Origin of the sequence: Agromyces luteolus (assembly GCF_009729855.1) — a bacterium.
Taxonomy (GTDB): Bacteria; Actinomycetota; Actinomycetes; order Actinomycetales; family Microbacteriaceae; genus Agromyces; species Agromyces luteolus.
The window spans coordinates 20,532-33,313 of the sequence record NZ_WODA01000002.1 but is presented as its reverse complement, the minus strand read 5'-3'; the positions used below and the strand labels follow the sequence as shown (position 1 = coordinate 33,313).

Below are 12,782 nucleotides of genomic sequence, written 5' to 3'. Positions count from 1 at the left end.
GCGCCGGTCAGAGGGGCTTGCCCCCGGTGACCGGCAGGATCGCGCCCGACGTGAACGACGCGTCGTCCGACGCGAGGTACACGTAGGCGCCCGCGAGCTCGGCCGGCTGCCCCGCGCGGCCGAGCGGCGTGTCCTGGCCGAACTTCGGCAGCTTGTCGGGCCATCCCGTCGACGGGATGAGCGGCGTCCAGATGGGGCCGGGCGCGACCGAGTTGACGCGGATGCCGCGGGGCCCGAGCTCCTCGGCCAGCGCCTTCGTGAACGCCACGAGCGCCGCCTTCGTCATCGCGTAGTCCACGAGACGGGATGACGGGTCGAAGCCCTGGATCGACGACGTCGTGATGATCGACGAGCCGGCGTCCATGCGCGGTACCGCCGCCCGGGCGAGGAACACGCTCGAGTACAGGTTGACGCGCATGACCTCGTCGAAGTCGTCGGTCGGCACCTCGTCGATGCCGCCCCGGTCGCGCTGGTGCGCCGCGTTCAGCACGAGCAGGTCGATGCCGCCGAACGCGTCGCAGGTCTGCTCGACGAGGTCGGCGCAGTGCTGCTCGTCGACGAGGTCGCCGGGCAGGAGCTCGGCGCGCCGCTCCGCGTCGCGGATCCAGTAGGCCGTCTCGTCGGCGTCCTCCTGCTCGGAGGGCAGGTACGAGATGGCGACGTCCGCACCCTCCCTGGCGAACGCGATCGCGACGGCCCGGCCGATGCCGGAGTCGCCGCCGGTGATGAGCGCTCGCCGTCCCGCCAATCGGCCCGCGCCGCGGTAGCTGTACTCGCCGTGGTCGGGCTGCGGTGTCATCCGCGGGGTCATGCCGGGCGGGAGCTGCTCCTGCTGCGGGAACGGCTCCGCGGTGTGCTTCGTGGTCGGGTCGACCAGGTGGTCCTGCACGCAGGCCTCCTCTTCCGAGTGTCCGTGCGGTCACGCTACGCGCGTGCACGGGATGGGCCGAGGGGGTTGACGGACCGCGTACGGCGTGCGGTCGAGCGCGTCGCGGTAGCCTCGTCGCCATGGGCACGCTGTACTACGGGAACGCCGGGACCGCGATCGGCATAGCGGACCGGGCGCTGGCGCATCTGCAGGTCGCCGTGGTCACGAAGCTCCGCCGGGGCGAGTCCTTCACGGTGTCGTGGCAGCACCCCGACGATCAGCCGGACGGGCGCAGCACGCTGTGGCTCCACCCGAACATCCCGCTGCGATTCGTGTTCGACGATCCCGAGCCGCCGGAGCTCAGCCGGACCTACCTCGAGGAGCTCATGCGGAGCGCGAACTCCACGGGTGGCATCCAACTCGTGCCCGAGCACCTCGACCCGGCGCCGGGCGCCGCCGACGAGGTCGACGGGCCCGACCCCGCGAGCGCCTAGGGGCGGAGGTCCGGGTCCTGGCCGACGATCCCGTCGTCGCCGAGCGCGCCCTGGTCGGCGGCTGCGCCGCCCCCGTGGACCTCACCCCGCCAGGCCCCGGTCGGAGCCTCGCGGGACTCGATGAACTCCTTGAACTTCCGCAGGTCGTGCTCGACCTGCCGGTCGTCGACGCCGAGCGCGGCGCCCGCCTTCTCCACGAAGCCCTCCGGCTCCCACTCGAGCGTGACGTCGACGCGGGTCCGGTCGTCCGAGACCGGACGGAACTCGACGCGGCCGCGATGGTCGACCTCGGCGGTGGTGCTGTGCCAGGCGACGTGGTCGTCGGGAACCTGGTCGGAGACGTCCGCGTCGAATTCGCGGGTGGCCCCGCCGACCGACACCACCCAGTGCGTCGTCGCGTCATCGACCTGGCGGATGGAGTCCACTCCGCTCATGAAGCGCGGGAACGTCTCGAACTGGGTCCACTGGTCGTAGGCCACGCGAACCGGCACGTCCACCTCGATGTCGGCGGTCACGGTCGTGCTCATGGTGATCTCCCTTCCGTCCCGCGTGCGGGATCGCACGCGGCGGCCACCGTAGGCACGACCCGACCCGCGGATCGAGGGGTTGCCGCCCGAACGGGCGGCTGTTATCACGGAAGGGAGGGCACCGTGCGTCGCGGGGCGCGATCGAGCATCCACGCAGCCGCCGGCATCCGCTCACTCGAAGTCGAAGGGCTCGTTCTCCTCGGGCTCCGGCACGTTCTGCAGCCCGCTCGTGCTGTTGGCGGAGAGCAGCATCTGCTCGATCCACAGGCGGTTGAGCTTCGGCGGGCGGTTGCCGCTGAACACGAACTGCAGGGGCACCGACTCGTGGAGCCAGAGGGTGGTGCGGCCGCTCCCGTGCTCGATGCCGTGTTCCCAGGTCATGGCGAAGCTCTCGGACCGACGCAGCTTGTTGATGATGGCGACGCGCAGGTGCGCGAGCGTGCGGTCCTCGATCTCGATCTCGCGGTTCGAGGAGTTGTAGATCAGCTTGCCCATGGCGGAATGCTAATGCCGGCGGCCGCCGAGTGGAGGCTCGGCTTCCGATCGGGGATAACCGCGCGACGACGCGCCCGGGCCGACGCGCTCGATTGGCGCGAGGCCGCGGCGTGAGATAGAGTAACCGGGTTGCCTGATGAGCCGAGAGGTTCCGGGCGACATCCCATGCGCCCGTAGCTCAATGGATAGAGCATCTGACTACGGATCAGAAGGTTGGGGGTTCGAGTCCCTCCGGGCGCGCAGAGCGAAGCCCCGGAATCCCGCAGAACGCGGGGGTCCGGGGCTTCTTCCGTCGGCGCGAACATCCGAAGGGCGGGGCGGATGCCTCGCCGCCGTGCCGCTCAGAACCGCGGGGGCTCGTCGGCGGCGCGCACGCGCAGCCACGCGACGTGGCACGGCTCGAGCACGATGCCGCGCTCGAGCGAGACCCGCCGGTCGGTGATGAGCTCGTGCGCCTCCGGCGCGAACCCCGAGAGCGTGAGCGCGTCGATCGCCGCGGGTGCGTCGCCGACGTTCGCGAGGCAGAGCACGATGGCGGTCGTGCCGGGCGCGGCAGCGCCATCCGTCGCCGCCGGGCGCTGGTACGCCAGGACGGTGGGATGTCGCGGATCGAAGGGCACCAGTCGCCCGCCCGCGAACTCCGGGGTGCCCCGTCGCACCTGGATGAGGCGCGTGAGTCCCGCGTACACCGCGCCGGCCGCGGTGTCGCGGTCGTGCCGAGCGGCGTACGCCTCATCGGGGCGGCGCGGCCGGTTCACCCACCGGCTGTCGTCGGCGAGCGCGGGGTCGTCGACGAAGCCGTAGTCGTTCAGCTGCGCCACCTCGTCGCCGAGGTAGACGAGCGGGATCCCTCCGGTCGACAGTGCGATCGCGTGGGCGAGCAGCACGCGGTCGACCCCGTGCGGATCGCCGGCCTCGACGCCGGCGAGCGAGGCCGTCGTGCCGGCCACGCGTGCGTCGCCCGTGCGCGGGTTCTCCTGGAAGGGCACGCCGCGCGCGAAGCTTCCGGGGAAGCGGTTCACGTAGAACGCGTTGAGGAACCGGCGGTGGTCGAACCCGTCGATGCCGAGCTCGGCGGCGTCCTCGTCGGCGAAGGTCCAGCCGATGTCGTCGTGGCCGCGCACGTAGTTGACCCACGCGCAGCCGTCGGGCAGCGCGTGCCGGCGTTCGAGCGCCTGCCGGAGCATCCGCGGGTCGCGCGTCGCGAGCGCCTCCCAGGTGAGCGCCATCTGGAGCGGGTTGTACGACAGCTGGCACTCGCCGGGCGAGATGTACTCGACGACCTCGTCGGGGTGCACGATCGCCTCGGACTTGAACAGCAGACTCGGCGCCGCGATGCGCAGCACGGCGTTGAACGCCTGCAGCAGCAGGTGCGCCTCGGGGAGGGACTCGCACGGCGTGCCGAGTCGCTTCCAGATGAACGCCACCGCGTCCATGCGCAGGACGTCGACGCCGAGGTTCGCGAGGAACAGCATCTCGCCGGCCATCGCCCGGAAGACCGCGGGGTTCGCGTAGTTGAGGTCCCACTGGAACGTGTGGAACGTGGCCCAGATCCAGCGACCGTCGGGCAGCGGCACGAACGAGCCCGGGTGGTCGTCGGGGAAGATCTCGCGCACCGTCTTCTCGTACGCGTCGGGCATCGCGCGGTCGGGGAAGATCAGGTAGAAGTCCTCGTACCCGGGCTCGCCCGCAACCGCGCGCCGGGCCCACTCGTGGTTCGACGCCGTGTGGTTGAAGATGAAGTCGAGCACGAGCGAGATGCCGTTCGCGCGCAGCTCGGCGGCGAGGCCCTGCAGGTCGTCGATGGTGCCGAGGTGCGGGGCGACCGCGCGGTAGCTCGAGACTGCGTAACCGCCGTCGGAGTTGCCCTCGGGCACCGCGAACAGCGGCATGAGGTGCAGGTAGGTGAGGCCGAGCTCGACGAACTCCGGGATGCGCGCGCGGATGCCGGTCAGGTCGCCCGCGTACCGGTCGACGTAGCAGACGCCGCCGAGCATGCCGTTCGAGAGGTACCAGGTCGAGTCCTGCTCCCGGCGGGCGTCGGCGACCTTGAGGTCGGTCGGTCGTTCCGCCCAGGACGCCGCCGCGTCGGCGATCACGCCGGCGAGCACGTCGAGGGCGTCGTCGCGCTCGCCGTAGAGCCGGTGGAACAGCCCGTGCAGCACCGGGAAGGCGGAGGCGAGGCGCCGCTCGAAGTCGGCGTCGTGGTGGGCGGATGCCGCGGGCCCCCCGGGGCGGATCCTGGCGAGGTCGACATCGGCGTCGGTTCCCATTCGTGCCATGCGCCCAGCCTCCACCATTCGGGCCGCGGCATCCACCCGCCCTTGCCCCTCACCCGCCCGCATGCCACCATCCCCAGTGGGGGAAGGGGCGACGTATGGCGAAGCGGTACCCGGACATCAGCGACCACGGCCTGATCGGCGACCTGCAGACGGCGGCGCTCGTCTCGACCGACGGCACCATCGACTGGTTCTGCAGTCCGAGGTTCGACGCCCCGAGCGTGTTCGGCTCGCTCGTCGACGCCCAGCGGGGCGGCTTCTTCCGCATCCGTCCGGTCGGCATGGAGTACGTGACCCGGCAGCTCTACCTGCCGGACACCGCCATCCTCATCACCCGGTTCCTGACGGACGTCGGCGTCGGCGAGGTGATCGACTTCATGCCGGTGGCCGAGGGGCCCGCGACCGACCGGCACGCGATCGTCCGGATGGTCCGCGTCGTCCGGGGGGAGATGACCTTCGAGGGCGAGATCCAGCCCCGCTTCGACTACGGCCGCGCACCGCACCGGCTCGTGCCGTCGGGTCCCGGTGCCAAGTTCGTCTCCGACGACCTCGTGCTCACCCTGCATCGCGTCGGCGACCCGATCCTGCACGGCGACGAGCGGGCCGGGAAGGTCGAGGTCGTCGACCAGGGCGTGAAGGTGACGATCACGCTCCGCGCCGGCGAGCTCACGGGCGTCATGCTCGAGTCGGGCGACGTCGACGCCCGGCAGATCAGCGAGGACGAGCTCATCGCGACCTTCTTCGAGACGCGACGGTACTGGCGCCGCTGGAACGACCGCTCGACGTACACGGGCCGCTGGCGGGAGATGGTCGCCCGCTCGGCGATCACGCTGAAGCTCATGACGTACGCGCCGACGGGCGCGCTCGTCGCCGCGCCGACCACCGGACTGCCCGAGCAGATCGGCGGCGAGCGCAACTGGGACTACCGGTACACCTGGATCCGCGACGCCTCGTTCTCGGTCTACGCGCTCCTCAGCCTCGGCTACCAGGACGAGGCGGAGGCCTTCGTCGGATGGCTGCTCCAGCGGATCCACGAGGGCGTCGGATCCGACACGGCGCCGCTGCGGATCATGTACCGCGTCGACGGCTCGTCGGACCTCGGCGAGGAGACGCTGGAGCACTTCTCCGGGTACCGGAAGTCCAGGCCGGTCCGGGTCGGCAACGGCGCGGCCGGCCAGCTCCAGCTGGACATCTTCGGCGAGGCGATGGACTCGATCCACCTCGCCGACACCCACGGCCTCGAGCTCCCGCACGCCGGGTGGATGAAGGTCAGGGAGATGCTCGACTGGCTCTGCGACCACTGGGACACGCCGGAGGAGGGGATCTGGGAGACCCGCGGCGGCCCCCAGAAGTTCACCTACGGCCGCTTCATGTCGTGGGTGGCGCTCGACCGCGGCATCCGCATCGCCCGGTCGCACGGCCGGCCCGCGTCGATGACGCGGTGGGTGCACGAGCGCGACCGCATCTACGAGCGCATCATGGAGTCCTTCGACCCCACGCGGCAGGCGTTCGTGCAGCACGAGGGCAGCGACGTGCTCGACGCCTCGCTGCTGCTCATGCCGCTCATGGGCTTCATCACGCCGCGGGACCCGATGTGGATGTCGACGCTCGAGGCCATCGACGACTCGCTCGTCTCGGACAGCCTCGTCTACCGCTACGACCCCGCGGCCGCACCGGACGGGCTGAAGGGCTCGGAGGGCACGTTCACGCTGTGCTCGTTCTGGTACGTCGACGCGCTCGCGCGCTCGGGCCGCCTCGACGAGGCGCGGCTCGTGTTCGAGAAGATGCTCACGTACGCCAACCACCTCGGCCTCTACGCCGAGGAGATCGGGCTCACGGGCGAGCAGCTGGGCAACTTCCCGCAGGCGTTCAGCCACCTCGCGCTGATCAACGCGGCGGTGAACCTCGACTACCAGCTCGACCACGGCTCCGGCGACGTCGAGCCCGTGCTCCGGCGCGGCCGCCGGATCGACTGACCGCGTCGCGGCCCGGACGCCTGTGAATCCGCCATGGATCCCCGTTGTCCCCCGGAAGCGGACTTCGGCAGGACGGACGCCTCCGGTTAGGCTCTGACCGGTCAGATTCCCGCGATCGAGAGTTCGACTATGAGGGGTGCGAGCGCCGCTGCGACCGGCCAGGCGCCGGTCGCCCGTCACGCTGCCCTCGTCTCGGCGATGGTCGCGATCGCGGCGGCGGTCGCGGTGGCGGCGGCGACGCGGCTCGTCCACCTCGTCCCCCATCCGCACGACGAGGCACTCGGTGCGGGGCACGTCGTCGTCGACGTGCTGTGCCTCGCGGTCGCGGTGCTCGTCGCCCTGCTCCTGCTCGCCGCCCTCACCGTCGCATCGGTGCCCGCCCGGCGTCGCGGCGGGCCGGCGGCGTGCTTCGTCCCGCGCGCGAGCCCGCAGCTCGGCGCGTTCGCCAACGCGTCGGTGTGGGCGACGATCGCGGCGCTCGCGGTGGGCAGCTCCGCCGGGGCGTTCGACGGGTTCCCGGGCGGCCACCTCGCCGCGTGCGCCGTGCTCGCCGGAGGGCTCGGCGCCACGACCGGCGCCGTGCATCGCCGCGCCCACCACCAGTCCGTCTACCGGTCCTTCAACGTGGTCGCGATGCTCCTGGCGGCCGGATGCCTCGCGAGCATGAGCCTCACCGACACCGGCGAGTGGTGGGTCCGCAACTTCAGCACGCTCGGGACATCCGACGACGTCGCCGCCGTGTGGTTCAACGCCGGCCTGGTGCTCTCGGGCGGTGCGATGGCGGCGATGGCCGGTCGACTCGTCCGAGGGCTCGCGCGGCCCGAGTACCGGGCGCGCCGGGGCGCGCGGATGGTCGTGCACGGCCTCGTCGGCATCATCGGCTTCGCGCTCGCCGGCGTCGGCCTCGTGCCGATCGACGCCGACGAGACGCTGCACAACGTGTTCGCGAGCGCGGCCGGCGCGGCCTTCTTCCTGCTGGCCGCCGGGACCCCGTGGCTCGTGCGACGGATGCCGCGGAGGCTCGTCGTGACCTCGGTCGCGTCGCTCGTGACCGAGGTCGCCGCATGGGTCGTCTACGACGGCCTCGGCTTGGCGTCGCTGACCGTGTTCGAGGTCGTCGCATTCGCGCTCGTGTTCGTCTGGCTCATCGCGCTGGTCGTCACGACGCATCCGGAACGGGTCGACGCGCCCGCGCTCGCGGCGGCGGTCGGCGAGCTCGTCGCGTCCCCGACGCGCAGCGCAGCGGCGCTCGGCGACCGGGTCCGCACCGCCACCATCCCCACGTTCGCGTTCGCCGGTGCGCCACCACCGGGAATGCAGCCGGCCCTCGCGCGTTCCACCTGATGAGCCTGCGGGCCGACCGGCCCGCGCGGAGAGGAGATCCCGTGACCGACGACGACGTCGAGATCGTCCGCGACGACGAGGCGAGCCGCTACCGGCTGCTCCTCGGCGGCGGCCAGGCCGGCTTCGCGAAGTTCCGGGCGAGTCCGGGGCGCATCATCTTCACCCACACGGTCGTCGACCCGGCGTTCGAGGGCCGCGGCCTCGGGTCGATGCTCGCGAGGTTCGTCGTGGAGGATGCGGTTCGCCGCGGCGAGCGGATCGTGCCGCGCTGCCCGTTCATCGCCGCGTGGCTGCGGAAGCACCCGGGCTACGAGGAGTCGATCGACTGGCCCGGCGGCCAGCCCGCCACCGCCTGAGCGCGGCCGAACCGGAACGCCGCGTCCGATCCGTGCCCCCCGCTCTGGGGCACTGCCGCCGTCACCGCAAAACGATACGATTCCTCAAAACCCGAGTCGGGACCCGACCCGACAGATCGCTGCACCGCGGCGAATGCGACCGGATGTCCCAGCACGGTCGCTCGGGAGGTGGCTCGCCGAGCTCAGTTCGGGTCGCTCGGCGGGGAGGGCCTCCTGTGAGGCCGCGGTGGGGCGGGAGGTAGGGTTCCCGTCCCACCGTCATGCCCGCTCGCGCGCGTCGCGCGGACCGGAGCGGCGCGTCCACCGGACAGCCGCGGTCACCGGAGCGCCTCGTCCGAGGAAATGAGGACTGTTCATTTTCGTCGGGGAGGAGTAGGACGGGATCCGGGGGGATCTCATGCCATCGATCAACGTCATCGGGATGGGGCGCGGCCACGGACTCGGTGCGGTCCGCACGATGCCGGAGTTCCGCGCGCACGTGGAGTCCGGCGCACTCACCGAAGCCCAACGGAGGACGCTCGTCGACCAGGCGGAGATCCTGATCGAGGGGCTCTACGTCCACCTGCCGCTGAAGCGCGCGATGCACGCGGTCGACCCGCTCCAGGGCCTGCGACTGCTGCGGTCGCGGCTGCCGGTGCTCACCGAGCCGGAGTTCCACGTCGCGCTGCAGCGAGTCTTCCTCGGACTGCGCGACCTGCACACGAACTACATCCTCCCCGACCGCTATGCGGGCTTCGCCTTCCTCGGCATCCTCGTCGAGCGCTGCGCGGACGCCGGGACGACGAAGTGGATCGTGACCAAGACCTTCGACCATCTCACGGGAGACCCCGACCTGGTCGTCGGCGCCGAGGTCACGCACTGGAACGGCAGCCCGATGGCGATCGCCGTCGAACGCAACGCCGCCCGCGAGGCCGGCAGCAACACGGCGGCGAGCCTCGCGCGAGGCCTGGAGAACATGACGATCCGGCCGGTCGGCATGTCGCTGCCGCCGGACGAGGACTGGGTGGACCTGACGTACCGCGTCGGCGCTGCCGAGCACGAGACGCGCCTGCCCTGGCGCGTGTTCGAATCCGCGGCGGACCTGGGCGGCGGCGATGCGAGTGCCGAGCTCCCCCAGGGGGTCGCGTCGCCGGCGTCGCACCTGGTCGGACTCGACCTGAAGACCGAGCTCAGCCGCCAGGTGAAGCGCCGCCTGTTCGCCCCGGCCTCCCTGAAGGAGGAGGCGCGGGTCGAGCGCAGTTCGCTCGACGTCCCGCGGGCCACCAAGGCGCAGCAGGAGGCCGGGATCGTGCCGACCACGCGGCCGACCGAGCTCAAGGCGCGGACGGTCGCGACGGCGAGCGGCACGTTCGGACACCTGCGGATCTTCACGTTCTTCATGCAGGATCGCCGGATCGAGGCGTTCATCGAGGAGGTCGCGCGGCTGACGTCGGTGCTGCCGCGCGAGGGCCTGATCCTCGACGTCCGCGGCAACGGCGGCGGCTTCGTCATCGCCTCCGAGTTCCTCCTGCAGTTCTTCACGCCCCGCCGGGTCCGGCCCGAGCCGATGCAGTTCATCAACACCCGGCTCACCGCGGACCTGACCGGCCGGGTCGCCGACTACCGCGACTGGAAGCCCTCGATCGACGAGTCGATCACCACGGGCGCGCCGTTCTCGCGGGCGCTGCCGCTCTACCCCGAGGACGTCGTCAACGGGGTCGGCCAGCTGTACCACGGACCGGTGGTGCTGGTCACCGACGCGCTCTGCTACAGCGCCACCGACATCTTCGCCGCCGGCTTCCAGGACCACGCGATCGGGCCCGTGCTCGGCGTCGACGACAACACCGGCGCGGGAGGGGCGAACGTGCTCACCCATGAGGACCTGCGCGCGGACTGGACGGGCGGGCCGCTGCGACCGCTGCCCGCGGGTGCCGCCTACCGCGTGTCGCTCCGGCGCTGCCTCCGGGTCGGCGATCGGTTCGGCCAGCCGGTCGAGGACCTCGGGATCGTGCCGGACGAGGTCCACCGCCTCACGCGACGGGACGTCATGGAGGACAACGTGGATCTCATGGAGGCGGCAGGGCGGCTGTTGGCCGAACGGACGCCCCGGATGCTCGAGGCGGCGCTCGGCGCTCCGTCGAACGGCCGACGCACGCTCACCCTCCAGACCGATTCGATCGACAGCGTCGACGTCTACCTCGACGGCCGACCCGTCGGGACCACGACCACCCAGGACGGGACGACGCTGCTCGACATATCCGTCGACGGCGCGACGCCGGACAGCGTGCTCCGACTGGAGGGGTTCGACGGCGACGACCTCGTGGCCTCGCGCCTGATCGGCGTGTAGCGCGACCTCGCGGACCCGATGCGGCCGATCAGCCCTCGCGCTGCTGGCCGGTCGGGGGCGGGTCCTGCGCCTCGCGCAGACGGTCGCACAGGTCGATGAGCTGTCGCAGCTCGTCCTCGTCGAGGCCGCCGCCCATGCGGTCGGTGATCGCCTCCATGTGGTGGATGGCGGCGCGGCGGAACTCCTGGAAGCCCTTGGCGGTGAGCTGCACGATCGTGCCGCGGCCGTCGAGCGGGTCATCCGTCTTCTCGACCCAGTCGCGCGCGGCGAGCCGGTCGACGAGCCGGCTCACGCTCGGCTGTGAGATGAGGACGTGGCGGTTGAGGTCCTTCAGGCGGAGCCGTCGACCGGGAGCGCGCGAGATGTTGAAGAGCACGTCGTACTCGTTGAGCGACATGACCTCGGTCGGGAACTCCGCCGAGAGCCGGCGCATGATCGAGACCTGGGCGCGGAAGAGCGCCTCCCACGCCGCCACCGCCATCGCGCGATCCGCCAACCCCGGCTCCTCTCGTCGGACGTGCGGCGCACAGCCGCCGATGAGACCAAGGATAGGGATGCATGGAACCGGCGCCGAGTGCCGGGACCGGGATGGCGCGGCGGGGCCCCCTCAACTGGGGGCGGACACGGTTGAGGGCCGGTCGTAGAGGCTGACGACCGGCCCTCTCCCTTGCACCAAGAGTGTCCTGCAATCACATTCCGCACCAGCCGCCACAGCAAACAGCCGGTGCGCTACGAATATATAACGGATCGATAACGGGCGCTAGTGGGATGTGCCCCGAATGCGGGGGAGTTTCCTGAGAGTCCCGACGAGCGGGCGATGACCCGGCTCAGAACACGTCGGGGCTCGGCGTCGACGCCTGGCGGATCGAGACGTCGGCGTGCCGGTCGAAGCGGTAGCCGACGCCGCGGACGGTGCGGACGATGTCCTGGTAGTGGGCGAGCTTCGAGCGGAGCCGGCGGATGTGCACGTCGATCGTGCGCTCGTTCGGGATCTCGTCGTCGCCGGCCCACAGGCCGTCGATGAGCTCGTGACGGTCGATCGTGCGACCCTCGCGGAGCACGAGGTACTGCAGGAGCTCGAACTCCTTGTACGTCAGGCCGGCGGGCTCGCCATCGAGCAGCACGCGCTTGCGCGAGATGTCGATGATGACGCCGTCGGGGTGGCGGTCGGCGTCGTCGCTCAGGCCCTGGGACTCGCGCTGGCGGGCGAGCGCGGCCGGGTCCTGCAGGGCGAGTCGCACGACGTCGACGTCTCGGCCGCCGGCTCCCTCGGGCGCGAGGGCCACCGCCGCGTACGTCTCGGCGGAGGGCGCGAGCTCGGTCGTGAGCGTGCGGAGGGCCTCGACGATGCGGTGCAGGCTGGTGCCGTCGGCCGCGGCCTTGAGCTCGTCGATGCCGACGTAGAGGACGAAGCCGCGCGCCTCGGTGCCCTCGGGCACGGCACGAGGCCGCGGTGCCGCGGGCGCGACGGGAGCAGCGGGGGCGACGGGCGCCGCCGCCGGGGCGGCGGGCCGTGCGGCGGCCGGCTGGGGGCGGTACGCGGCCGGGTGCGTGGGGCGTACGGCGGGGTGCGCGGTGCGGACGGCGGGAGCGAGGGTGAGAGACATGGCGGATCCTTGTGCTGAAGATGCGTCGACGGCCCCGTCGTCGCGGGGTCGGAGCGAAGGGCCCGAGTGGGCCGGGGAGAGCCCGATCAGAGGTGTCGGGTTCGACGGAGCCGTTCCGGTCCGGATGGGATCGGTCGCGTGCTCGGCGGGGGTTCGCTGGTCAGCGGCACATTCGACAACACATGGACGCACGCGCCGGCATCATCGCGCCGGCAGTCCACTGAGCCTCGAGGGCGGTCAGGGAGCGTGCGGTGTCAGTCATGGGCGAAAGTCAAACCCAGGCGTGCGGATGTGTCAAACCGTGACCCGCCGATGACCGTGCGTGACGTCGCACGCGGTGCGCGCGCGGGGACGTGGAGAGGGGAGGTCCGATGTGCCGGTCGTCGGATGCGGAAGATTCTTCGAGAGCGAGGTGAATTCTCGAATCTTGCCGGATCGTTCTCCGCACGGCGTGTCTCACAGCGAAGATCCTGCGAGGTGAGGCGTGCGTAACACGAACCGCACGTCGAC

General features: G+C 71.5%; 11 protein-coding genes and 1 tRNA gene. 6 read left to right on the top strand and 6 right to left on the bottom strand.

Features of this window, described 5'->3' with window-relative positions; all coding sequences use genetic code 11:
- Window positions 1–7: 7 nt before the first annotated feature.
- Window positions 8–889 (bottom strand): SDR family oxidoreductase, encoded by an 882-nt coding sequence (locus tag GLX25_RS00300; protein ID WP_271192318.1) that lies wholly within the window; start codon window positions 887–889, stop codon window positions 8–10.
- A gap of 119 nt (window positions 890–1,008) precedes the next feature.
- Here GLX25_RS00300 and GLX25_RS00295 point away from each other — a divergent pair, with 119 nt between their 5' ends.
- Complete coding sequence (locus GLX25_RS00295; protein WP_155840235.1) at window positions 1,009–1,362, top strand: DUF7882 family protein; 354 nt, start codon at window positions 1,009–1,011, stop codon at window positions 1,360–1,362.
- On the opposite strand, the gene GLX25_RS00290 is transcribed toward GLX25_RS00295, so the two are convergent.
- Together GLX25_RS00290 and GLX25_RS00285 are read right to left on the bottom strand one after the other, a co-directional pair.
- Window positions 1,359–1,889, bottom strand: coding sequence for an SRPBCC family protein (locus GLX25_RS00290; RefSeq protein ID WP_155840234.1), 531 nt, complete (start codon window positions 1,887–1,889; stop codon window positions 1,359–1,361). The two genes, GLX25_RS00295 and GLX25_RS00290, sit on opposite strands and share 4 nt — an antisense overlap.
- Window positions 1,890–2,060: 171 nt before the next feature.
- Window positions 2,061–2,384: a DUF7882 family protein gene (locus GLX25_RS00285; RefSeq protein ID WP_155840233.1), complete on the bottom strand. Its 324-nt coding sequence runs from the start codon at window positions 2,382–2,384 to the stop codon at window positions 2,061–2,063.
- A gap of 167 nt (window positions 2,385–2,551) precedes the next feature.
- Between GLX25_RS00285 and GLX25_RS00280 the strand changes: the two genes are divergently transcribed.
- A tRNA-Arg gene (locus tag GLX25_RS00280) sits at window positions 2,552–2,624 on the top strand.
- 101 nt (window positions 2,625–2,725) lie between these two features.
- Here the strand turns inward: GLX25_RS00280 and GLX25_RS00275 are convergent.
- Window positions 2,726–4,666, bottom strand: coding sequence for an alpha-amylase family protein (locus GLX25_RS00275; RefSeq protein ID WP_155840232.1), 1,941 nt, complete (start codon window positions 4,664–4,666; stop codon window positions 2,726–2,728).
- Between the two features lie 95 nt (window positions 4,667–4,761).
- Here GLX25_RS00275 and GLX25_RS00270 point away from each other — a divergent pair, with 95 nt between their 5' ends.
- The 4 genes from GLX25_RS00270 (at window position 4,762) to GLX25_RS00255 (ending at window position 10,665) form a co-directional block, all read left to right on the top strand.
- Entirely contained in the window at window positions 4,762–6,639 is a 1,878-nt protein-coding gene (locus GLX25_RS00270; RefSeq protein ID WP_155840231.1) for a glycoside hydrolase family 15 protein, read from the top strand.
- A gap of 129 nt (window positions 6,640–6,768) precedes the next feature.
- Window positions 6,769–7,983, top strand: a complete 1,215-nt coding sequence (locus GLX25_RS00265) for a hypothetical protein (RefSeq protein ID WP_155840230.1) — start codon at window positions 6,769–6,771, stop codon at window positions 7,981–7,983.
- Window positions 7,984–8,024: 41 nt separating this feature from the next.
- A complete protein-coding gene (locus GLX25_RS00260; protein ID WP_271192317.1) occupies window positions 8,025–8,339 on the top strand; it encodes a GNAT family N-acetyltransferase in 315 nt (104 codons plus the stop codon).
- A 397-nt stretch (window positions 8,340–8,736) separates the two neighbouring features.
- Window positions 8,737–10,665 (top strand): S41 family peptidase, encoded by a 1,929-nt coding sequence (locus tag GLX25_RS00255; protein WP_155840228.1) that lies wholly within the window; start codon window positions 8,737–8,739, stop codon window positions 10,663–10,665.
- Between the two features lie 28 nt (window positions 10,666–10,693).
- Here the strand turns inward: GLX25_RS00255 and GLX25_RS00250 are convergent, their stop codons facing one another.
- Entirely contained in the window at window positions 10,694–11,161 is a 468-nt protein-coding gene (locus tag GLX25_RS00250; RefSeq protein ID WP_240898042.1) for a MarR family winged helix-turn-helix transcriptional regulator, read from the bottom strand.
- A gap of 331 nt (window positions 11,162–11,492) precedes the next feature.
- A complete protein-coding gene (locus GLX25_RS00245) occupies window positions 11,493–12,272 on the bottom strand; it encodes a winged helix-turn-helix domain-containing protein (RefSeq protein WP_155840227.1) in 780 nt (259 codons plus the stop codon).
- Between the last annotated feature and the right edge of the window lie 510 nt (window positions 12,273–12,782).

Coding starts and splice junctions, on each gene's coding strand:
- GLX25_RS00295 (WP_155840235.1), top strand. CDS start 1,009: ATGGGCACGCTGTACTACGGGAACGCCGGGACCGCGATCGGCATAGCG.
- GLX25_RS00290 (WP_155840234.1), bottom strand. CDS start 1,889: ATGAGCACGACCGTGACCGCCGACATCGAGGTGGACGTGCCGGTTCGC.
- GLX25_RS00285 (WP_155840233.1), bottom strand. CDS start 2,384: ATGGGCAAGCTGATCTACAACTCCTCGAACCGCGAGATCGAGATCGAG.
- GLX25_RS00275 (WP_155840232.1), bottom strand. CDS start 4,666: ATGGCACGAATGGGAACCGACGCCGATGTCGACCTCGCCAGGATCCGC.
- GLX25_RS00270 (WP_155840231.1), top strand. CDS start 4,762: ATGGCGAAGCGGTACCCGGACATCAGCGACCACGGCCTGATCGGCGAC.
- GLX25_RS00265 (WP_155840230.1), top strand. CDS start 6,769: ATGAGGGGTGCGAGCGCCGCTGCGACCGGCCAGGCGCCGGTCGCCCGT.
- GLX25_RS00255 (WP_155840228.1), top strand. CDS start 8,737: ATGCCATCGATCAACGTCATCGGGATGGGGCGCGGCCACGGACTCGGT.
- GLX25_RS00245 (WP_155840227.1), bottom strand. CDS start 12,272: ATGTCTCTCACCCTCGCTCCCGCCGTCCGCACCGCGCACCCCGCCGTA.